Origin of the sequence: Streptomyces sp. NPDC058576, assembly GCF_042718715.1 — a bacterium.
GTDB lineage: Bacteria > Actinomycetota > Actinomycetes > Streptomycetales > Streptomycetaceae > Streptomyces.
This window is the reverse complement of sequence record NZ_JBHXPF010000003.1, coordinates 246,947-269,070: the sequence shown is the minus strand read 5'-3', so window position 1 is coordinate 269,070 and position 22,124 is coordinate 246,947. Positions and strand designations below refer to the sequence as shown.

Sequence of the window (22,124 nt, the reverse complement as noted above, 5' to 3'; positions counted from 1 at the left end):
CGGCCGCTCCTCTCATCGGGCCTCAGACGACCTCGCCGTCACCTGACGGATCACGGGGCCCCGGCGGGGTCCGGCCCGCCGCCGGGGCCGGCCACGCGAGGTCGTCGATGGCGAGCCACGGCGCGGCGGCCACGGCGGTGGGGGTCACTCCGGTGAAGGCCCTGACCTCGCGGTGGAGATGGGCCTGATCGGCGTAGCCGGTCACGGCCGCCACCCGGGCGGCGGCGTCGCCCGCCGCGAGGCGGTGGGCGGCGTGGTCGAAGCGGATCAGCCGGGCGGCGTGCTTCGGGGCGAGGCCGATCTGGGACCGGAACCGTGACCACAGGCGCTTGCGGCTCCATCCCACCGAGTCCGCCAGACTGCCGACGCCCATCCGGCCCCGGCCGGCAAGCATCAGCCGCCAGGCGGCGGCCACCTCCGGATCGGGCGACGGCCGCGCGTTCAGCCGTCGGCCGATGGCGTCCGCCGCGACGGTGAACCGCTCGTCCCAGGACGCGGCCTGCCGCAGCCTGTCCTCGATCCGCCCGGCGTCGCGGCCCCAGACGTCCTCCAGGGGGACGACCGTTCCGCTGAGGTCGGTCGAGGCGCCGAGCACCGCGGCCGCCAGGACCGGTGACAACCGGATCTGAAGGCACTCGACCTTCCCGTCCGCACTGCCTCCGAACCGCAGGGCGCCCGACGCCAGTCCCACGACCGTACTGCCGCGTTCGCGCCGGCCGTGGGCGTCGCGGATGAGGCCGTCCCCCTTGCTCAGATCCACGAACAGCGTGACCGAGGGGTGCGCGACCATGGCGATGTCCACGTGGAGCGGGGCGAGTTGACGGAACCCGGCCATGGCGACCCCCGGGAGCCGGCTCGACGTGCGGGGCACGGCGACTTCCACCGACGCCCAGTCGGGAGGTGGTTCGGTCGGCTTCACGGCACCAGGCTACGGGGTCAGCGGCCCGTCGCCGCGAACCGCAGCAGCAGCTCGCCGGTCTCCTCCGGCGTTTCTAGCGGGGGGAAGTGTCCGACGTCCGGCAGCAGCTCGACTCTCGCGTTCGCTGCGGTGTCGTAGAGATGCGCCGAGGACGGGTCCCACCGGGGATCGGCGGCGCCGAAGATCACCAGCACGGGGACGTCGAGCGTGCTCAGGCGCTCGGGGACGCTCCGCTCGGCGATGTACGCGTTGTTCCGGCTCAGCACCGTCCTGAAGGTGCGGTAGCCGATGACCCGCACTTCGGCGACAAGGTCGTCCGGGACGTCCACCGGGCGGTGGCACACCGCGGTCACCCCCCGGCGGAGCATGGCGTCGGAGCGCACTCTCCACAGCAGCGGACCGAGCGGCGGGGCGATGAGGGCCCGGAGGAAAGCGGGCTGCGGAAGGAGCGCGTCGGGACGGGGACCGCTGCTGACCAGCGCGAGGGACCCCACCAGGTCCGGGCGCTGTTCGGCGAGGGCGGTGGCGATGTAGCCGCCGCTTGAGTGCCCGGCCACCATGACCGGGCGCAGGCCGAGTTCGTCGAGCGCCGCGGCCAGGCGGGCCGCCTGCTCGGGCACCTCGTACGAGGCCGCGGGCGGGGACTGGCCGTGCCCGGGGAGGTCGACCCGGACCACGTGGTGACGTCCGGCCAGGGCCGGCACCACCGGGCCCCAGGAGCCGCCCGAGGCACCTGATCCGTGGATGAGCAGGAGCGGCGGCGCCTCACGGGGGCCGTCGTGGACGACGTGCATGCCCTGCACGTACGTACTGTCGTGGATACGCATGGACGCGAGGATGGCGGAGCCGATGGCCCGCGGTCTTGTACGAATGTCGTCGCTGCGCGTGTCGCCACAGGGCCCCCGCCGCCGGCCGTGGTCCGGGGTCACGGTCCGAGCGCGTCTTCGGATCTTCCGAGAAAAGGCGACAGAAGCTGTCCGGTATCCCGCCTAGCGTCGCGACCATGAATCGCTTTCCCGAGCGCGACGGGGCACCGGACACTCCCGGCTCCGCGCACCGCGACATCGTCATCACCGGCGCGCGTGAGAACAATCTGCGCGATGTCTCCCTCCGGATCCCCAAGGGCCGGATCACCGTCTTCACCGGGGTCTCCGGTTCGGGCAAGTCGTCGGTCGTCTTCGACACGATCGCCGTGGAGTCGCAGCGGCAGCTGAACGAGACCTTCACCTCGTTCCTGCGCAACCGGCTGCCGAAGTACGAGCGGCCGCACGTCGAGTCCGTCGAGGACCTGTCGGTGGCCATCGTGATCGACCAGAAGCCGCTGGGCGGCAATGTCCGGTCCACGGTGGGCACGGCGACCGACATCTGGTCGGTGATCCGGGTGCTGTTCTCGCGGTGCGGCACCCCGAGCGCGGGCGGGGCGACGGCGTACTCGTTCAACGACCCCGCCGGGATGTGCCCGGAGTGCGACGGGGTGGGGCGCACGGTCCAGCTGGATCTCGACCGGGCGGTCGACTGGTCGAAGTCGCTGAACGAGGGGGCACTGCTGCTGCCCGGTCTGTCGGTGGGCAGCTGGGAGTGGAATCTGTACGGGGGGTCGGGGCGGTTCGACAACGACCTGCCGCTGGCCGAGTTCGGCGAGGAGGAGCGCCGGCTCCTGCTGCACGGTTCGGGGTTCATCGTCCGCATCGACATGCGGACCGGCTCGGCGGACATGAAGTTCGAGGGGGTCGTGACCCGCTTCGAGCGGCTGTACCTCAAGCGCGACACCGCCTCGCTGTCCGAGAAGCGGCGCGAGGCGGCAGCCCGGTTCACCGTGGAGCGGGTCTGCGGGGCCTGCGGCGGGGCGCGGCTGAACGCGGCGGCGCTCGCCGCCCGGATCGACGGGCTCTCGCCCGCCGACTACGGGCGGATGGAGGTATCCGACCTCGTCGGCGTACTGGAGCGGATCGACGATCCGGTGGGCGGGCCCATCGCCGCCGCCGCGCGGGAGCGGCTGGAGCGGCTGGTCGGCATCGGGCTCGGCTATCTGAGCCTGGACCGGGAGACCACGACCCTGTCCGGAGGCGAGGGGCAGCGGCTCAAGATGGTGCGCCACCTGGGCAGTTCGCTGACCGGGCTGACCTTCGTCTTCGACGAGCCCAGCGTCGGCCTGCATCCGCGCGATGTGGGGCGGCTGGGCGATCTGCTGGTGCGGCTGCGCGACAAGGGCAACACGGTGCTGGTCGTCGAGCACGACCCGGATGTGATGGCGGTCGCCGACCATGTCGTCGACATGGGGCCGCGGGCCGGTTCCGACGGCGGTCGTGTCGTCTTCGAGGGGCCGTTCGAGCGGCTGCGCGAGGCCGATACGCTCACCGGCCGGTCGCTGCGCCGCCGCACCCCGCTCAAGGGGACCGTGCGCTCCCCCGTCGGACGGCTTCCGGTGCACGGGGCCGATCTGTACAACCTCAAGGGTCTGGACGTGTCGTTCCCGGCCGGGGTGCTGACCGCGGTGACGGGGGTGGCGGGGTCCGGGAAGTCGACGCTGGTGTCGCGGGTGTTCACGGCGGCGTACCCGGAGGCGGTGGTGATCGACCAGAGCGCGATCACCGCCTCGTCGCGCTCCACCCCCGCCTCGTACATCGGGGCGCTGGACGCCATCCGCAAGGTGTTCGCCCGGGAGAACGGCGTGGACGCGGGGCTGTTCAGCTTCAACTCCGCCGGGGCCTGCGCGGGTTGTTCGGGGCGCGGTGAGATCTCCACGGATCTGGCGTTCATGGATCCGGTCACCACGACGTGCCCGGAGTGCGAGGGCCGCCGGTTCCACGACGACGTGCTGAAGCACCGGGTCGCCGGCCGGTCGATCGTGGACGTACTGGAGATGACGGCGGCACGGGCGGTCGGGATGTTCGAGGACCGCGCGCTGCTGAGGAAGCTGCGTACGCTCGACGAGGTCGGCCTCACCTACCTGACGCTCGGCCAGCCGCTCAGCACGCTCTCCGGCGGCGAGCGCCAGCGGATCAAGCTCGCCACCCAGCTGCACCGCACCTCCAGCGTGTACGTGCTGGACGAGCCGACGACCGGACTGCACCTGGCGGACACGGGCGCGCTGGTGGATCTGCTGGACCGGCTGGTCGACGCGGGGAACACGGTGATCTGCGTGGAGCACAACCTGGATGTGGTCAAGCGGGCGGACTGGGTGATCGACCTCGGTCCGGACGGCGGCAAGGGCGGCGGAGAGCTGGTGTTCGAGGGGACGCCCGCCGATCTGCTCGCGCACCCGACATCCGTCACGGGCCGATACTTGCGCCGGGATCCGGGGGTGGAATCACCGGATCCGGAGCGGTGGAAGGAGCGGTGAAAAGGGGGTCACTGAAGGCTCCGAGGCGTGTCTCACGCACCTTTTCACCTGTGACGATGACTCTGTGTAGCCCGCCCTTGCCGGGGACAGGCTTGGCTTTGGCCTTACCGTCGCCTTAACCTACGGTCACGTAACCTACGAAGCCGTAGGTAATTCTCCCGTCCCCAGGAGCTCCCCGTGACGATCACCTCTCCCCACCTCGGCAGTTCGAAGGCGTGGACCGACGCCCAGCTGCTGTACGCGCTGGAAGAGGTGGTGGAAAAGGAACTCAACCGCCATCTCAAGGTAGCCAAGGACTGGATGCCTCACGAGTACGTGCCGTTCTCCGACGGCCGCAACTTCCCCGGCGTCTTCGAGGACGGCGACGCCTGGTCGCCGGACCAGTCCAAGGTCACCGACATCGGCAAGATCGCTCTCGTGGTGAACCTCCTCACCGAGGACAACCTCCCCAGTTACCACCACGAGATCGCCTCCCTGTTCGGCCGCGACGGCGCGTGGGGCACCTGGGTGCACCGCTGGACCGCCGAGGAGGGCCGCCACGGCATCGTGATGCGCGACTACCTGCTCACCTCGCGCGCCGTGGACCCGGACAAGCTGGAGCAGTTCCGCATGGCACACATGGCGGAGGGCTTCGAGTCGGACAACCGGCACTCGATGCTGCACTCCGTCGCGTACGTCGCCTTCCAGGAGCTGGCCACCCGCGTCTCGCACCGCAACACCGGCCACCAGTCCGGCGACCCGGTCTGCGACCGGATGCTGGCCCGGATCGCGACCGACGAGAACCTCCACATGGTCTTCTACCGCAACCTCCTGGGCGCCGCCTTCGAGCTGGCCCCGGACCTGACCATGCAGGCCGTGCGCGACGTCGTCGTCAACTTCCGGATGCCCGGACACGGCATGCCCGGCTTCGAGCGGGCCGCCGCGCAGATGGCGATCGGCGAGATCTACAACATGCGCATCCACCACGACGACGTGATCCAGCCCGTGCTGCGCTTCCTGAAGGTCATGGACATCGACGGGCTCGGCCCGGAGGGTGCGAAGGCCCAGGAGGAGCTGGGTCTGTACATGGGCGGGCTGGACAGCGAGGCCTCGAAGTTCGACGAGAAGCTCGCCGCCCGCAAGGCCCGGATGGTGGCACGCGACCGCGCCTGACCCCCGGCCGGCGCCCCGGCGGCGCGCGCTCGTTCCCCGTGCCCGTGCCGTCACTCCTCTGCCGTGGCCTCGGCGTAGGCCACGTCGCGTACGTCGTCCGAGGAGTGCTGGCGGAGCATCCGCAGCTGGGTGCGCCACGGTCCGGTCCACCCGGTGCGCAGGCCGCACGCCACGGTGAGTTCGGCCGCGAGCAGGCCCTCGGCAGGGTCTCCCGTCGCCGCCAGGCGAGCGACGACGAGCAGCAGGGTGCCGGGGTCGCCGGCCTCCGTCCCCGGGTGTCCGACGACCCGCCTGCCGACGGTCTGCGCGGTCCTGGCCGCGAGCGCCGGGCGGCCGGTGTGCAGGGCGGCGAGCTCGACCAGCCCGGTGTGCAGCGGGTCCGGGTCCGCCGCCAGGTCCAGCGAGCGCGCTAGCAGGGCGACGGCGTCCGGCACGAGGTCGCGGTGGGCGGCCAGGGTCCGGCCCGCCTCCGCGAGCACCGCCGCGCCCTGCCGGTTGTTCGGGCCGGTCCGCAGCGTCAGCGTTCTGGCCAGATGGCCGATCCGGCGGCGGGCGGGCCGGTCCCGCTCCGCCCCCGCGTCGTCCGCCGTCTCCCCCGTGGCCAGCAGGGACAGGACGCGGTTCAGGGCCCCGAGCGCGTCCGGAGTGGTCCGGGCCGCGTCCACGAGGGCGTCGGCGGCCGAGCGCCACCTGCCCCGCCGGTCCAGGTCGGTGACCGCCTCGACCAGGACCGCCGCCGCCTGCGGGGCCCACGGCAGCCAGGGGACCAGCGCGGTGTGGGCGAGGGCGGCCAGCGTGTCGTCCTCGGTGCGGCACACGTCCTGGATCAGCCGCGCGTAGCGCGGCCGCAGAGCCGGGTCCAGCTCCGTCGGGTGCGCCCGCAGCACCGCCACCCGCAGCGCGCGTTCGCCGCCCGCCGCGTCCTTCGTCGCCTCCCACATGCGTACGTCGCCGAGCAGCGGCGTACCGGCGGCCACACAGGCGGCCCGCACATCGAGGTGCTGATCCGGCTGCGCGTACGCGTCGGCGAGGAGGGCGGCCGCCTCCGCGCGGGGCAGCAGGGCGGCGGCGAGGCGGACCGTCTCCTTGCGGCTCGTCACCTTGCCGGTGCCGGGAGCCGTGCGGGCGGCGAGCAGCGGGGCCAGCCGGGAGGGCCGGGTGCAGGCGGCGGCCCGGCCCGCCGCGAACATGGCGACGCGCGCCCGGTCGTCGCCGGCGCGGGCGAGGAGATCGGGCAGGGCGTCGGCGGGCCGGTCGGTGTACGTGAGGGCGGTGAGCGCGGCCTCGGCGATCACCACGTCCCGGTCGTCGGTCCAGGGCCGTACGGCGTCGGCGCCCCGCCCGGGTATGCGGGCGAGCTGTCCGAGGGCGGCGGTGCGCAGGTGGAGCGGCAGCTTCTCGTCCGCCACCGTGCGCTCCACCGCGCGCTGTGCGGCCCGCTGCTGACGGGGCGTCCAGCGCTCGGCTCCGGCGGCCTCGACGGTCCAGGGCGTGCCGGGGGCGAGGAACCGGCCCCGGGGCGGCGTCCCGTCGAGGTACGCCCCCAGCAGGTCCGTCCGCCGGCCCGTCACGACGCGCCGGACCTCCGGGAGCGCGACGGCGGACGGGTGCCGGGCCAGCAGCCGTTCGACCCGCTCGTCGCGGCCGGCCGGGGCCCGGAGCCAGAGGGCCGCCGCGCCCCGGGCAGCCGCGGGCCCGCCGTAGTTCACGGCCTGCCACAGCAGCTCCTGGAGGCCGGGCATGGCGTCGGCGCGACGGCCCACGGCGCGGGCGAGTGCCAGGACGAGGCCGTAGTCGGACCGCTCCGCACCCGCTTCCAGCCAGGGCCGCAGCGCGTCGAACACGATGTGCTCCTGGCCCCGGCGCAGGGTCCGGTCCAGGCGGCCGAAGTCGGCGCTGCCGCTGCTGCCGGTGATCCGGACCAGCGTGCGCAGCGCCCAGTTGAGCAGGTCGCGCTGTCCGGTCACCGCGTGCTCGCGCAGCACGCCGACGGCCAGCGAGCCGAGGGCGGAGCGGGTGGCCGGGGACGAGTCGCGGGCCTCCACGGCGTCGGCGGCGACGCGGTCGAGCAGGGGCTCCACGGCGTCGGTGAACAGGGCGGGTTCCACCCCGGCCAGGGCGGTGAGGGCGGCGGAGCGGACGGGGTCCTGTTCGTTGCGCAGGCGCTGCAGGTCCTCCAGCACGGTGGCGGCGGAGGCCGGATCGCCGGAGCGGCCCGCGCTGCCGACGAGCAGCGACCAGGCCGTGGCGCGGTCGTCGGCGGCGGGTCCGCGGGTGGCGGCCAGGAGCTGTTCGCGTCCCTCGTCGAAGGGGAGGTAGGACGTGGCGAGGAGGACCGCCGCGTCGGCCCCGCGGTCACGGGCCCGCTCGGCCGTCCGCCGCGCCACGGCGGCTACCTGGTTGCGGGGCAGCGCGTCCAGCAGCCGGGTGTCGACGGTGGCCCCCGAGGCTCCCTCGCCCCTGCCGTCGGTGACCGCCTCGTGGAGTGCGGCTCGGCGGGCGGGCGGCAGTGCGCACAGGATCCGGGGCAGCGGGCCGGCCGGTTGCGGCGCGCTGCGGCCCAGTTCGACGAGGAGCGCGTCGGGCAGGGCGCGGACCAGGCGGCGCAGCTGGGTGCCGCTGAGCGCGCGGTGCACCTGCGCGCAGACGTCCGGCCTGATGGCGAGCCGGGCGACACGGGCCGGGTCGGCGGCGACGAGGTGCCCGAAGGAGCCGTACAGGGCGGCCGGGAGCCGGGTGGGGCCGAACCGTTCGAGGAGGTCGAGCACCCGGTGCGGAAGGGCCGGCATCGCGGCAGCGACACCCCGGGGGTGCCCGAGATCCTGCCACCAGGCGTCCCGCGCCGCCGCGGGGAGGTCCGCCAGCTCCTCCTCGGCGGAGTCCAGGACCGGTCCGGGGTGGTGGTGGCCGAGCGAGGACCAGCAGGCGGTCGAGCGCCGCAGTTCCGGCAGCAGCCTCTCGACCGTCGCGGCCGAGCAGCCGGGCAGCAGGCGGGCCGCCTCGATGTCACCATGGGTGCCGCGCACCGCGATGACCAGGTGGTCGGCGAGCGCGGTGCGGCGGTCGGCGATGATCGCCCGCACGAGGTGCCGGCGCACGACGGCGGGCGCGTCGGCGAAGGCCCTCTCGTACGCCGTGTCCGGCACCCCGATGGTCCGGGCCGCGCGGAGGGCGTGCCCGCGCACCAGGGCGTCCTCGTCGGCGAGACGCTGGCCGATCCACTCGGCGTCCCTGCCGACCGCGGCGGCGATCACCGCGATCCGGCGCTCGTACGGGTCGCCGTCCGCCAGTTCGTCCAGGACGGCGCGCAACGTCCCCTCGGCGGCCAGTCGGCCTGCCCGCAGCGCCAGTTCGCTCATACGGCCGGCATGGGGCAGCGGTTCGAGCGCGTCGAGCAGAGTGGCGGCGAGGACGAGCGGCGATGCGTCGGTCATGGCCCGATTGTGCCGGGCCCGAGCCGGACACCCCAGGGGGTTTTCCGAACACCCCGGACGTTCATGGTGCGTGTGTGCGACCTGGGGCGTTCAGCCCCGGTCGCGGCCTTCTCTGCGGAGCCGCTCGCGCTCCTTCTCCGACAGCCCGCCCCAGACGCCGAACCGCTCGTCGTTGGCGAGGGCGTACTCCAGGCAGGCGAGGCGCCCCTCGCAGGCGTTGCACAGTTGCTTGGCCTCGCGGGTCGAACTGCCCGGGGCCGGGAAGAAGAACTCGGGCCCGGCCTGCGCGCACAACGCGGTCTCCTGCCAGGCGAGTGCGTCGTCGGTCACGGTATTGATCAGCATGGAGCCCACGGTGCCCGGTGGCGATAAACAACCGATCAACGACTCATCAATCCGGCGAAGGCTCCGAGGGCGGCCCCGGAGTCGTCGCGGGGTCGCCGGCCCTACTGCCTCGGCTCCGGCTTCATGACCGCGAAGGCCGCCCCGTACGGATCGGCGATGTTGGCCATCTTGCCGACGCCGGGCACCTCCATGGCGGCCAGGGTCTCCGTGCCGCCGAGCCGCTTCGCCGCGGCCACCGTGGCGTCGACGTCGGCCACGGCGAAATACGGCAGCCAGTGGGGGCCCCGGGCCGCCTCGGACGGGACGTCGCCCATCCGGACCAGGCCGCCGAACGACGCCTCCGGGCCCGCGCCGGCCGGGTGGATCGTGGTGTAGGTGTAGTCGGTGCCCTCCACCTTCAGCTGGTCGGTCCCCCAGCCGAAGACGTCGGCGAAGAACGCGGCTGCCCCCGGGACGTCGGAGGTGTACAGCTCGGCCCAGAGGAACGAGCCGGGCTCCTGGACGACGCCGAAGCCGGGGTGCTCCTTCGGCTTCCACACACCGAAATAGGCTCCGGCCGGGTCGGTGAAGCCGCCCATGCTCCCGAAGTCCAGGACGTCCATCGGCTCGAACGCGGCGCTGCCGCCCGCCCGCCGCACCGCGGCGGCGGTGGCGGCGACGTCGGGCGACTGGAAGGAGACCGACCAGGCGCTCGGGGATTCCTCCTCGGACACCGTCATCACACCGCCGGCGTACCGGCCGTCCAGGGTGAGCATCCCGTAGCCACCGACCTCGGGGCCGCCGGGGATCAGGGCCCATCCGAACAGCTCCCGGTAGAAGGCGGTGGCCCCGTCGAGATCGGGGGTGCCGAGATCGGCCCAGTTGGGCGCTCCGTCGAGAAAGGTGGGGCTGATCATGGCGTGCTCCTCAGTCGTCCGGGTGGTCCTGCTCGTCCTGTGCTGCCGGGTGATCGCTTCCGTTCCGAGTCTGGCACCGGGCACTGACAACCGCAGTCCGCACGGGGCCGACCGGGGCGCGGACCACCGGCGGCAGATCGCGTCCGCCGTGCGGCCCAGGGTAGGCAGCGGGTGCCTGCCGGGGCGAAGCGTCGACCCGGCGCGTCGCCCGCCGGTCGGCGCGACCGGGCCGGGGGTGTCCGTGGAGCGTGGCACGATGACGGGGAGGCCTCAGGAGCCGGAAGAGCGGGGTCCCGGGGCGGGCGGGACACCCCCTCGGGAACAGAAGGACGTACATGAAACAGAGCGGGGCGGCGGGCAGCACACGCGCGCGGGGGGCCGCCGGGAGCACGGTGCCGACCGGTGGCGGGGCCCGTGAGCTGCTCGCGCGGGCGGAGCGGCTGCTGGAGAGCGCCCGTGCCGTGCCGGCGGACCGGGTGAACGCCGTGGCCGCCGTACGTTCGGTGCTCGATCCGCTCCTCGACTCCCTGGTGGTCCGGGAGTTGGCCCACATCCCCGTCTCCCGGCTCAAGGACGTCACGGAGGGGCGGCTGCGTCTCGGGGCGCTGGAGCAGGCCGGGTTCGGCACCGTCGGCCAGGTCCACCGCACGGACCGCTACGAGCTCCGGCAGATCCCCGGGGTCGGCGCGCACACCCCCGACCAGGCGCTGGCCGCCGCCGGGCAGATCGCCCACGCCGTGCGCGACACCGTCTCGGTGCGGATCGACGTGGACGCACCGGACGACACGTCCACGGCGCTGGTGATCGCCCTGCACCGGCTGGTCATGGCCGGCGCGGACGCGCGGCGGGCGGTGGACGCGGCCCGGCGGCTGACCGAACTGCTGGGCCCGCGGGCGGAGATGGCCGCACCGGGCGGGAGCAGGCTGCGGATGCTGTTCACCCGGCGGGAGACGCGGGCTCGGGTGCGAGAGGCGGTCGACGCGGTGCGATCGGCCGTGGCGGACGCCGTGGAGCGGGAGCTGCCGGTGCTCTTCGCGCAGGCGTCGGCCGACCTGCTGCGCTCCGCGGCGTCGCCCGCCGAGGCCTGGGTGGACTTCGAGCTGCGGTCCGCCGAGTACTACAGCCTGTTGGCGGAGCTGTCCGGCAGCGGTCCCGACCGGGACGCCGCCGAGGGGTTCCTGCCCGCCGGGATCGCGGACCGCGTGCGTGCGCTGCGACTCGACGACACGCGTCTGCGGGTGTCACTGCGCGGCTACCAGGCGTTCGGTGCGCGCTTCGCGCTGGCGCAGAAGCGGGTCGTCATCGGGGACGAGATGGGCCTCGGCAAGACCGTCCAGGCCATCGCCGCCCTCGCCCATCTCGCCGCCCGGGGCGAGACCCACTTCCTCGTGGTGTGCCCGGCCAGCGTGCTGATCAACTGGACCCGGGAGATCCGGGCCCGCTCCACCCTGCGCGCCGTTCCGGTGCACGGGGCCGAGCGCGCCCGGGCGTTCGCGGACTGGCGTGAGACGGGCGGGGTCGCGGTGACCACCTTCGACGCGCTGCACCTGCTGCCCGAGGGGGCGGCGGCCGCGGTGCGGCCCGGGATGCTGGTGGTGGACGAGGCGCACTTCGTGAAGAACCCCGAGGCCCGCCGGTCGCGGGCGGTCGCGGGCTGGGCGGAGCAGGTGGAGCGGGTGCTGTTCCTGACCGGCACCCCGATGGAGAACCGGGTGGAGGAGTTCCGCAGCCTGGTGCGCCAACTGCGCCCCGAACTCGCGCCGTCGGTGAGCACGACGCACGGCGCGGCCGGTTCGCGGGCCTTCCGGCGGGCCGTGGCGCCCGCCTATCTGCGCCGCAACCAGGTGGACGTGCTGGCCGAACTCCCGGCGCTGGTCCAGGTGGACGAGTGGGAGGAGTTCGGGGCCGAGGACCGGGAGGCCTACCGCGAGGAGGTCGCCTCCGGGCGGTTCATGCGGATGCGCCGGGCCGCCTACGCCGTGCCCGGGACCTCCGCCAAGCTGGAGCGGCTGCGCGAACTGGTCGGCGAGGCACGGGACAACGGTCTGAAGGTGGTCGTCTTCTCCTACTTCCGCGAGGTCCTCGCGGCGGTCGGCGACGCCCTGGGCCCGGACGTCTTCGGGCCGCTCTCCGGAGGTGTCCCGCCGGCCCGGCGCCAGGAGCTGGTCGACGCCTTCTCCGCGGTGGAGGGGCACGCGGTGCTGCTGAGCCAGATCCAGGCGGGCGGCACGGGCCTGAACATGCAGGCCGCCTCCGTGGTCATCCTGTGCGAGCCGCAGATCAAGCCCACCCTGGAGCACCAGGCCGTCGCCCGCGCCCACCGGATGGGGCAGGTGCGCACGGTCCAGGTGCACCGGCTGCTCGCCACGGACAGCGTCGACCAGCGCCTGGTGGAGCTGCTGGCCCGCAAGGACCGGCTCTTCGACGCGTACGCCCGGCGCAGCGACCTCGCGGAGACCACCCCGGACGCGGTCGACGTCTCCGACGCCGAGCTGGCCCGGCGCATCGTCGAGGAGGAGCAGCAGCGGCTGGCGGGCGACGGGGAACGTCCCCGACCGGGCCCGCCCCCTCCGCGGGCCCCGTGACGGACGGGGTCAGTGCTGGTGCTCCCCCGCACCCGCCTCGGCGTCCTTCGCGGCGGCCCGGTCCGCGCTCTTCTTCTCGGCTTTCCCGTCGGCCTTCTCCCCGGTCTTCCTCTCCGTGCCTCCGGCCGTGTGGTGGTGGGGGTCGTACCCCGGGATCGTGCCGTCGGCCTTCTTGACCAGCAGGAGTCCCGCCATCCCCATGTCGGAGTGGCTCTGGACGTGGCAGTGGTACATCCACGCCCCCGCGCCCACGCGTTCGCCCGCGATGATCTGGAGGCCGAACGAGTCGGCGGGCCCGCAGATCTTGTTGTCGATCACCCGGCTGGGGTCGTCGGGGCCGGTGAGGATGCCGGTCCGGTTGTCCGCCCAGCGGTGACCGTGGATGTGGAAGGTGTGGTAGTACTCGCCGTGCGTGATCATCACGAATTCGAGCCGGTCACCCACCGTGGCCTCGAAGTTGACGCTGTTGTGGGCCGTCTTGTTGTTGATCATCATGTCGTTGAAGACGACCGTGCACGTCTGGTCGGGCAGGATGTCGCCCTTGCGGCGCACGACGACCGGCCCGTAGAGCCCCTTGCGGATGCCGCCGGTGCCGTGGTCCGTGCCGACGACGTGGTCGTGGTAGTGCCAGTAGCCCGCGCTGCCCGGCTCGTAGGTGCCGTCCTTGCGGCGGCCCGGGGCGTGGGTGCGCCAGGTGTAGGTGCGGGTGCCGCCGGGTTCGACGTGGCTCTTGTTCATCCGGGTGCCGTCGTTGGCGATGTCGTAGTCCACGCCGTGCACATGAAGGCTGGCGTCGACGTCGGTGAGGTTCTCGAACTCGATGTGGACAGTGTCGCCCTCGTTCAGCTCGATGAGGGGGCCGGGGATCGAGGCCTTGCCCTTCTCGAAGCCGTACCCCAGCTCGCCGTTGGGCAACTTCTCGGCGTACATCTTCAGTCGGCGTGTGACGCCGCCCGCCGGGGCCGTACGCGGCGGGTTCTCGGCCGAGCTGGCCTCCACCGCCCCGAGCGACAACGATGTCACCCCCGTGGCGGCCGCCGCCGCGCCACCGACCAGCATCCGCCGGCTGAAGGTCCTTCGGTCCATGTCGAACTCCCCACTGCGATAAGGAAACTGGCGACGTCGCCGGTACGGAACGGGGCTCACGGGATCCCCGGAACGGGCCACACCGTAGCCGGGGCCACTCCGTTTATCCACACTCAGGACAAAGTTCGTGCGATTGCTGCCGTAGCTATTGGCGGACCGCGAAAAGAGGTCTAGCTTCGTGCGCTGTCGCAGTGAATCAAGAGGTAGTGAGTCAAGAGCCGTCGAGTCCCGCGCTCCTGACGAAGAGTGAGCAAGCCACAGTCACCGAGAGGTGCAGTGACCACAGAGGGGTGGGTGACCACATGCAGCGCGCATCACATCACCGGTCCAGATCACGACGCGGCCTCGCGGCGGCCGTGGCGGCCGGCGCACTGACCGTGTCCATGCTGGGCAGCGGCGGCCCGGCCAGCGCGGATCAGTCGCCGGACCGGGCCTTGGTCGAGAAGATGGCGACAACGTTGTCCCTGCCGTCCCCGCCGGGGGCGAAGAACCAGGTCAAGGTGCTGGTCTTCCACGCCTCGGCGGGCGACGAGGCGCCGTACACCGACGCCGGGATCGCGGCCATCGAGAAGATCGGGCAGACCGGCCCGGAGGCACAGCGGTTCACCACCGTGGCCACCGCCGATCCGAAGGTCTTCACCAACGGCAAGCGGCTCGGCTCCTTCCACGCGGTCGTCTTCCTGACCGGCGGGGGCGACGTCCTCGACCCGGAGCAGGAAGCGGGCCTGGAGGCGTACATGGAGGCCGGCGGCGGCTTCCTCGGCGTCCATGACGCGGCGCGCACCGAGCCGTACTCGGACTGGTTCACCGGTCTGGTCGGGGCCCGGCCCGCGGCGAAGGGCCCGGCGTCCGTACAGCGGGCGACCGTGGAGATCGGGGACCGGGTCCACCCGGCCACCAAGAGCCTGCCGCTGGAGTGGAAGCGTCCCGACAAGTGGCTGAACTGGACGAAGAACCCGTCCGGTGACGTCCACACCGTGGCGCGCGTACGGGAGTTGACGTACAAGCCGGGTGAGAGCGCCAACGGCTGGGACCATCCGGTCTCCTGGTGCCGCGACTACGACGGCGGCCGGTCCTTCTACACCGCGATGGGCGGCACGGCGGACAGCTTCGCGGAGACCGACTTCCGGGACCACCTGCGCGGGGCGCTGTCCTGGACGAACCGGACCGCGCAGGCCGACTGCAAGGCGACGATCACCTCCAACTACGCGGCCGAGCGCGTCACCCAGCCCAACCAGCCGGGCCAGAACGACCAGATCGGCGAGCCGCACGGCCTGGTGACCGCGCCGGACGGGCGGGCCTTCTACATCGGGCGCGGTGGGGCCGACAGCTCCAAGCCGGTCGTCACCGACTGGGCCGACCCGAACATCGGCAAGGGCAAGGGCGAAGTCCACGTCTACGACCCGAAGACCAAGAAGGTCACCCTGGCCGGTGCGCTGGACGTCTTCGGCAACAAGGGCGGCGGCGACGAACTGGTCAAGAACGAGGAGGGGTTGCTCGGCATCGAGCTGGACCCCGACTTCGCTTCCAACGGCTGGGTCTACCTGCACTACACCCCGCACGCGAAGATCGACCGCGACAAGCGCATGGCGACCCGTCAGGTCTCGCGCTTCACCTTCGACTCCGCGACCGGCAAGCTGGACCTGGCATCGGAGAAGGTGCTGCTGGGCTGGCCCGTGCAGATCAACAGCTGCTGCCACGCGGGCGGCGGCCTGGCGTGGGACTCGCAGGACAACCTGTACATCGCGACCGGTGACAACAACTCCTCCGGCTTCAGCGACGGTTACTCCGGCAACAACCCGCAGCCGAACTACAAGGGCGTCTCCTTCGCCGACGCGCGGCGCACCGCCGGCAACACCAACAACCTGAACGGGAAGATCCTGCGGATCCACCCGGAGGACGACGGCACGTACACCCTGCCGTCCGGCAACCTCTTCACCGGCAAGGAGCCGGACGAGGGCGGCGGCAAGACGCGCGGCGAGATCTATGTGATGGGCGTGCGCAACCCGGCCCGGATCTCGATCGACCCCGCGACGGACACGCTGTACGCGGGCTGGGTCGGCCCCGACGCGGGTGCGCCGTCCACCACCTGGGGCCCGGCGAAGTACGACACGTTCGCCGCGATCACCAAGGCGGGCAACCACGGCTGGCCGTACTGCATGGGCAACAACCAGCCCTACCGGGACCGCAATCTGCCCGATCCGACCAAGCCGCTGGGCTGGTACGACTGCAAGGCTCCGAAGAACGAGTCGCCGAACAACGACGGCCTGGTGAAGCTGCCGCCGGTGACCCCGAACACCATCTGGTACTCGCCGCAGGGCGGCGGGGTCGACTACCCGCGCGACGCCAACGGCGTACCGAGCTACAAGCCGGAGGAGGGCAAGCAGCTGCTGCCCTGGCTCAAGGGCGGCGGGCAGGCCACGATGAACGGCCCGGTCTACCGCTACGACGCGCAGAGCGAGTCCGCCGCCAAGTGGCCGGCCTACTGGGACGGCAAGTGGTTCGTCGGTGACTTCTACGACGACACCCAGCCCCGGCACGCCGTGCTCACCGACCCGAAGACGGTCGGCAAGGGCGGACTGCCCACGCACGCCGAGTCGTTGAAGAAGATCATCCCGGTCGGAGCGGACGGCATCCGCAACCTGATGGACTGGAAGTTCGCCCCGGACGGTTCGCTGTACGTCCTGGACTACGGGCGCGGGTTCTTCACCTCCGACTCCAAGTCCGCGCTGTGGCGCGTGTCGTACAAGGGCGGCGGCGCGACGCCGGCCGCCGCGGATCTCGTGGACAAGGCGGCGGCGAAGTGAGACAGCGTCCGTACCTCGCACGCAGGCGGCATCGTCCGCCGAGCTTCTGGGTGGCCCTGCTGGCCTCCCTCCTGATGGTCCTCGGGCTGACCTCGACGGCCGCGTACGGAAAGGGCGGCGACGCTCCCGAGGCCAAGGCCGCCGACCAGGTGCTGAACTGGACCGCGGGCGACCCGATCGACCGCTATCTGACCGCGCCCGAGACGGCGGTGGCCGGCAAGGCGACCATCGTCTTCGAGAACAGCACGGCCACCGGCAACACGACGAGCATGCCGCACACGCTGACGTTCAGCACGTCGGACCCGGAGCACAACCAGGACGTCCAGCTGAACATCCTGGCCAACCCGAGTGACGCGGAAGGCGGCAAGCACAGCGTCGAGGTCACGCTCACTCCCGGCACGTACCTCTACTCCTGCACGATCCCGGGACACGGGCAGATGAAGGGCGTGCTCACCGTCACCGAGGGCGGGGGCGGCGATGACACCGAGGCCCCGGCGACCTCGGCGAAGGTCGACGGCGACCAGAACGGCGACGGCGCGTACATCGGGCAGGCGTCGGTGACCGTCGAGGCCACCGACGCGGGCTCCGGCGTCGACACGATCGAGTACGCGCTCGGCGCGGACGGCGCGTGGCAGCCCTACACCGCGCCCGTCGTGGTGGACGAGGTCGGCGACCACACGGTCCGCTACCGGGCCACCGACAAGGCGGGCAACGCGGCCGAGGAGAAATCCGTCGACTTCGCGGTGGCCGCCCCGCCGACCGACGACGAGACGCCGCCGGAGACCTCGGCGACCGTCACCGGCGAGAAGGACGACGCGGGTGCGTACCTGGGCATGGCCACGGTCACCGTGACCGCGTCCGACACCGGGTCCGGCGTCAACACCATCGAGTACGCGCTCGGCGCGGACGGCGCGTGGCAGCCCTACACCGCGCCCGTGATGGTCCACGAGGTGGGCGAGCACACCGTCCGCTACCGGGCCACCGACCGGTCGGGCAACGTCGCGGACGAGAAGACCGTCGAGTTCACCGTGGTGGAGCCGCCGTCGCAGGACCAGACGGCTCCGGAGACCTCGGTGAAGGTCGAGGGCGACAAGAACAGCGACGGCGCGTTCATCACCAGCGCCAAGGCCACCGTCACCGCGACCGACGACGACTCGGGCGTGGACAAGGTCGAGTACAGCCTCGACGGTGGACCGTACCTCGCCTACACCACCCCGGTGATCGTCGACCGCGTCGGCCACCACTCCGTCGCCCACCGGGCGACGGACAAGGCGGGCAACACCTCCGAGTCGAAGAAGGTGTCGTTCACCATCGCCCAGGGCGGCGGGGTCCCCGCGCCGAACTGCGCGGAGTTCGACGAGCGGCACACCGTCTTCGTCGGCACGGTCGACACGGGCGTCCCGAACCGGATCACCCGTAACCGCTGCACGATCAACGAGCTGATCGAGGACGAGAAGGACTGGTCCTCCAACGCGCTGTTCCTCAAGCACGTGAAGGCGGTCCTCGACAAGCTGCAGACGGACGGCGTGATCGACCAGCGCGAGCGCAAGGCCATCAACCAGGCCGCCAAGCAGTCGGGCATCGGCAAGCCGGGCCAGTCCGAGGGCTACACCAAGCTCTTCGACGGCACGGCGGCCTCGCTCGCCAAGTGGGAGCAGGTCGGCGGCGGCAAGTTCGAGCTGAACGAGGAGGAGGGCTCGATCACCAGCTCCACCACGGTGGAGGGGATGGGCATGCTGTGGCTGCCGAACCGGGCCTACGGCGACTACTCGCTCAAGCTCCAGTGGCGGGACGACGCCCCCGGCAGCGGCAACGCCAACGGCGGGGTCTTCGTCCGCTTCCCGAAGGTCCACGACCACCCGGAGGAGTCACGTCCGGAGTGGGTCGCCATCAAGTACGGCCATGAGATCCAGGTCAACGACCGGCCGGACGGCGACATGTACAAGACCGGTTCGGTCTACGGATTCGACCGGGTGGGCCTCGGCGGCGCCGGGGTCACGCCCAAGGGCACCTGGAACGACTACGAGATCAAGGTGGTCGGCCAGCACTACGAGATCTACCGCAACGGTGTCCTGATCAACGAGTTCGACAACACCGGCGGTCAGCTCTTCGAGCCGCCGCGGGGCGACGACCCGGGCACCGACGGCCGGCGGTTCGCCTCCGGTCACATCGGGCTCCAGGTCCACGGCGTCACCGACGTCATCTCGTACCGCGACATCCGCATCAAGGAGCTGTAAGCCGTAAGGAGAAGGTCTCAGGTGGCCGCGGCCGCATGCTCAGGCGTGCGGGCGCGGCCACCTGGGTGTCGGTGCCGCCACACCCAGAAGACCGTGCAGGAGACCAGCGCCCAGGCGGCGAGCACCAGGTACGGGAAGACGAACTGGTGGCCCTGGTAGTACACGGCGGTGTGCTGGGCGTTGACGGACGCGCCCGGCGGCAGCCAGCGGCCGATGTGTCCGAGCGCCGAGGGCAGCAGCGGCCAGGAGACCGCCCCGCCGGATGACGGGTTGCCGAGCAGCACCATGACGCCCCAGGTGGGGATCATCGCCCAGCGGCCCATCAGGGTGTTGAACATCGTGAAGACCATGCCGGAGGTGAACATCGTGAAGGCCAGGATCAGCCAGGACTGCACGAACGGCAGATCCACCGCCCCGAGCCACCAGTCGACGGCCGCCGCGATGGCGAACCCGCCGAGCAGGGCGTACGCGGCGGTGAACGCGATGCGCTCGGCCGGGTTCAGGCCATGGGCGTGCACGCTGAGCTGGATCGCGCCGAGGAAGCCCATGATCACGGCGGCCAGCGAGATGTAGAACAGGGCGAGCCCGCGCGGGTCGCCCTGCTGGAGCGGCTTGACGTCCCGGACGGTGACCTCGACGCCGGTGGCGTCACCCACCTTCAGCCCCGCCTCACCCAGCAGTTCGGCCACGGAAGCGCCCGAGGCCGCGGCCACGTCGAGTGCGACTCCCCCGTCGGACGCGCGCACGATGGCGAAGACCTTCTGCTCGTCGAGGGCGCGGCGGGCGTCGGCGACGTCCGGGTAGTCGTGGAGTTCGAGCGAGGCGTCGAGGGCCTTCTCCATCCCCACGACGAACGCCTCGCCCCGCTCCACCTCCGGCTGGGTGACGAGGGCCGCCGGGATCCGGTGCGGAGTGGGGTTCGCCATCGCGTAGGTGTAGGAGCCGGCGAAGAGACCGGCCGCCGCGGCGACGATCAGGACGAGGACGGTCGCGGGAAGGAACGGGCTGTTCTTGTACGCCTCCCAGCGCTCGCGCGGGGTGAGTGGCCGCCCGTGTGCGCCGTGCCGGTGGCCGCCCTCGCTCACGCCATCTCACCGTCGTCGTCGTGGCGGGCCCGGCTGGGCTGGACGCGCTTGGGCTCGCCGGGCATCTTCGGGTACTCCGGCGGGTACGGCATGTCGCCGAGGCCGCGCTCCTTCTCGTCCCGGTCGGCCAGTTCCAGCAGCCCGTCGAGCCGGAACGCCTCCTGGTCCATGTCGGCGTGGACGTCGCCCACCTCGGCGTAGCGCGCCGGAAGCGTGACGATGTCGAAGTCGCGCGGTTCGGCGTCGTCGATCTCCTCCCAGCGCAGCGGCGCGGAGACCGGGGCGTGCGGGAAGGGGCGTACCGAGTAGGCGGAGGCGATGGTGCGGTCGCGGGCGGTCTGGTTGAAGTCGACGAAGATCCGTTCGCCGCGCTCCTCCTTCCACCAGGCGGTCGTCACCCGCTCGGGCATCCGCCGCTCCAGCTCGCGCCCGGCGGCGATGGCGGCGCGCCGCACCTCGACGAAGGTCCAGGCGGGCTCGATGGGCACGAAGACGTGCATCCCGCGCCCCCCGGAGGTCTTGGGCCAGCCGCGTACGCCGTGGTCCTCCAGGACCGAGCGCAGCTCGTGGGCGGCGGTGACGGCGTCGGCGTAGTCGGTGCCGGGCTGCGGGTCCAGGTCGATGCGCAGCTCGTCCGGGTGGTCGGTGTCCCCGGCCCGCACCGGCCAGGGGTGGAAGGTGAGGGTGCCGAGGTTGGCGGCCCAGATCACGGCGGCGAGCTCGGTCGGGCAGATCTCGTGGGCGGGACGGCCGCTGGGGAAGGCGATCTTGGCGGTGGGGATCCACTCGGGGAGGTTCTTCGGGGCACGCTTCTGGTAGAAGAAGTCGCCCTCCACCCCGTCCACGAAGCGCTGGAGGGTGGTCGGACGGTGATTGATGGCGCGGGTGATCCCGGGGCCGACGGCCAGGAAGTACTCGGCCACGTCCCTCTTGGTGTAGCCCTTCTCCGGGAAGTACACCTTGTCCGGGTTGGACAGCCTCACGGCCCGTCCGCCCGCGTCCAGCTCCACCGCTGCTCCCATGACGGCCACCGTAGGCCGGTCGCACATATGCCGCACATCGGGAGACATGGGTGGGTGCGCGGTCCAGAATCGGGCCATGGACCTGCCGGTGATGCCGCCCATCAAGCCGATGCTCGCCAAGTCGGTGGCCAAGATCCCGCCGGGCATGGCCTACGAGGCGAAGTGGGACGGCTTCCGGGCGATCGTGTACCGGGACGGCGACGAGGTCGAGATCGGCAGCCGTACGGGCAAGTCGCTGACCCGCTACTTCCCCGACCTGGTCGACGCCGTGCGGGACAACCTCCCGCCGCGCTGTGTGATCGACGGGGAGATCGTCATCGCGCACGAGGGGCGGCTCGACTTCGAACGGCTCAGCGAGCGCATCCATCCGGCGGACTCCCGGGTGCGGATGCTCGCCGAGCAGACCCCTGCGAGCTTCATCGCCTTCGACGCCCTCGCGGTCGACGACACCTCCCTTCTCGCCACCCGGCAGGCGGACCGGCGGGAGGTGCTGCGGGCGGCGCTCTCCGGCGCGTCCGCGCCCGTGCTCCTCGCCCCGTCCACCACGGACATCGAGATCGCCCGGGAGTGGTTCGACCGCTACGAGGGGGCCGGGCTCGACGGGATCGTGGCCAAACCGCTCGACCTCCCCTACCGGCCCGACGCCCGGGCGATGTACAAGATCAAGCACGAGCGGACGGCCGACGTCGTGGTGGCCGGCTACCGCGAGCACAAGAGCGGCCCGGTCGTCGGCTCGCTCCTGCTCGGCCTGTACGGGGCCGACGGCGTGCTCCAGCACGTCGGGGTCTGCGCGGCCTTCCCGATGAAGCGGCGCGCCGAACTCGCCGAGGAACTCGCCCCGATGCGCTGCGAGTTCACCGAGCACCCGTGGGGCGCCTGGGCGGACGCGGCGGCCCACGAGCAGTCCCGGCTGCCCGGGACGCAGAACCGCTGGACGGGCAAGAAGGACCAGTCCTGGGTGCCGCTGCGCCCCGAGCGGGTGTGCGAGGTGGCCTACGACCACATGGAGGGCGACCGGTTCCGGCACACCACCCAGTTCCGTCGGTGGCGGCCGGACCGGTCTCCGGCAGACTGTACGTACACGCAGTTGGAGGAGGTCGTCTCCTACGATCTCTCCGAGGTGCTGGCGGGCGGCTGACCGGGCCGCCGTGCCACCGGTCGCGGGCATGGACGGCGGCCTTCGGGGCACGTTCCGGTGCGGGAGAGGGCCCAC

The 22,124-nt window shown here is 72.2% G+C and carries 14 protein-coding genes; 6 read left to right on the top strand and 8 right to left on the bottom strand.

Features of this window, described 5'->3' with window-relative positions; all coding sequences use genetic code 11:
- Nucleotides 1–22: 22 nt before the first annotated feature.
- Both ACFWRV_RS04160 and ACFWRV_RS04155 read right to left on the bottom strand, forming a co-directional pair.
- The gene (locus ACFWRV_RS04160) at nt 23–835 is read right to left on the bottom strand and encodes a helix-turn-helix domain-containing protein (RefSeq protein WP_384328001.1); all 813 of its coding nucleotides are present in this window, start codon (nt 833–835) and stop codon (nt 23–25) included.
- 101 nt (nt 836–936) lie between these two features.
- On the bottom strand, nt 937–1,746 hold the full coding sequence (locus ACFWRV_RS04155; RefSeq protein WP_384327883.1) for an alpha/beta fold hydrolase: 810 nt from the start codon (nt 1,744–1,746) through the stop codon (nt 937–939).
- A 176-nt stretch (nt 1,747–1,922) separates the two neighbouring features.
- On the opposite strand from ACFWRV_RS04155, the gene ACFWRV_RS04150 reads away from it, so the two are divergent.
- Entirely contained in the window at nt 1,923–4,262 is a 2,340-nt protein-coding gene (locus ACFWRV_RS04150; RefSeq protein ID WP_384327880.1) for an ATP-binding cassette domain-containing protein, read from the top strand.
- A 177-nt stretch (nt 4,263–4,439) separates the two neighbouring features.
- Nucleotides 4,440–5,414 carry an acyl-ACP desaturase gene (locus ACFWRV_RS04145; RefSeq protein ID WP_384327877.1) on the top strand — a complete coding sequence of 325 codons (975 nt, stop codon included), beginning with the start codon at nt 4,440–4,442 and terminating at the stop codon, nt 5,412–5,414.
- Between the two features lie 50 nt (nt 5,415–5,464).
- Here ACFWRV_RS04145 and ACFWRV_RS04140 read toward each other — a convergent pair whose 3' ends face one another.
- The 3 genes from ACFWRV_RS04140 to ACFWRV_RS04130 form a co-directional block, all read right to left on the bottom strand.
- A complete protein-coding gene (locus ACFWRV_RS04140; protein ID WP_384327875.1) occupies nt 5,465–8,848 on the bottom strand; it encodes a hypothetical protein in 3,384 nt (1,127 codons plus the stop codon).
- A 90-nt stretch (nt 8,849–8,938) separates the two neighbouring features.
- Nucleotides 8,939–9,193, bottom strand: coding sequence for a WhiB family transcriptional regulator (locus ACFWRV_RS04135; protein WP_006128884.1), 255 nt, complete (start codon nt 9,191–9,193; stop codon nt 8,939–8,941).
- A 101-nt stretch (nt 9,194–9,294) separates the two neighbouring features.
- The gene (locus ACFWRV_RS04130; RefSeq protein WP_384327872.1) at nt 9,295–10,089 is read right to left on the bottom strand and encodes a VOC family protein; all 795 of its coding nucleotides are present in this window, start codon (nt 10,087–10,089) and stop codon (nt 9,295–9,297) included.
- A 335-nt stretch (nt 10,090–10,424) separates the two neighbouring features.
- Here ACFWRV_RS04130 and ACFWRV_RS04125 point away from each other — a divergent pair, with 335 nt between their 5' ends.
- Entirely contained in the window at nt 10,425–12,674 is a 2,250-nt protein-coding gene (locus ACFWRV_RS04125) for a DEAD/DEAH box helicase (protein WP_384327869.1), read from the top strand.
- Nucleotides 12,675–12,683: 9 nt separating this feature from the next.
- Here the strand turns inward: ACFWRV_RS04125 and ACFWRV_RS04120 are convergent, their stop codons facing one another.
- Nucleotides 12,684–13,760: a multicopper oxidase domain-containing protein gene (locus ACFWRV_RS04120; protein WP_384327866.1), complete on the bottom strand. Its 1,077-nt coding sequence runs from the start codon at nt 13,758–13,760 to the stop codon at nt 12,684–12,686.
- Between the two features lie 302 nt (nt 13,761–14,062).
- Here ACFWRV_RS04120 and ACFWRV_RS04115 point away from each other — a divergent pair, with 302 nt between their 5' ends.
- Complete coding sequence (locus ACFWRV_RS04115; protein WP_384327863.1) at nt 14,063–16,567, top strand: ThuA domain-containing protein; 2,505 nt, start codon at nt 14,063–14,065, stop codon at nt 16,565–16,567.
- Nucleotides 16,564–18,804 (top strand): OmpL47-type beta-barrel domain-containing protein, encoded by a 2,241-nt coding sequence (locus ACFWRV_RS04110; protein WP_384327860.1) that lies wholly within the window; start codon nt 16,564–16,566, stop codon nt 18,802–18,804. Before ACFWRV_RS04115 ends, ACFWRV_RS04110 begins: the two co-directional genes overlap by 4 nt.
- A gap of 17 nt (nt 18,805–18,821) precedes the next feature.
- Here ACFWRV_RS04110 and ACFWRV_RS04105 read toward each other — a convergent pair whose 3' ends face one another.
- Both ACFWRV_RS04105 and ligD read right to left on the bottom strand, forming a co-directional pair.
- On the bottom strand, nt 18,822–19,889 hold the full coding sequence (locus tag ACFWRV_RS04105; RefSeq protein WP_384327857.1) for an ABC transporter permease: 1,068 nt from the start codon (nt 19,887–19,889) through the stop codon (nt 18,822–18,824).
- Nucleotides 19,886–20,911: a non-homologous end-joining DNA ligase gene (gene ligD / locus ACFWRV_RS04100; protein WP_384327854.1), complete on the bottom strand. Its 1,026-nt coding sequence runs from the start codon at nt 20,909–20,911 to the stop codon at nt 19,886–19,888. Before ligD ends, ACFWRV_RS04105 begins: the two co-directional genes overlap by 4 nt.
- A 76-nt stretch (nt 20,912–20,987) precedes the next feature.
- Between ligD and ACFWRV_RS04095 the strand changes: the two genes are divergently transcribed.
- Nucleotides 20,988–22,049: an ATP-dependent DNA ligase gene (locus tag ACFWRV_RS04095; RefSeq protein WP_384327851.1), complete on the top strand. Its 1,062-nt coding sequence runs from the start codon at nt 20,988–20,990 to the stop codon at nt 22,047–22,049.
- The last annotated feature ends 75 nt before the right edge of the window (nt 22,050–22,124 follow it).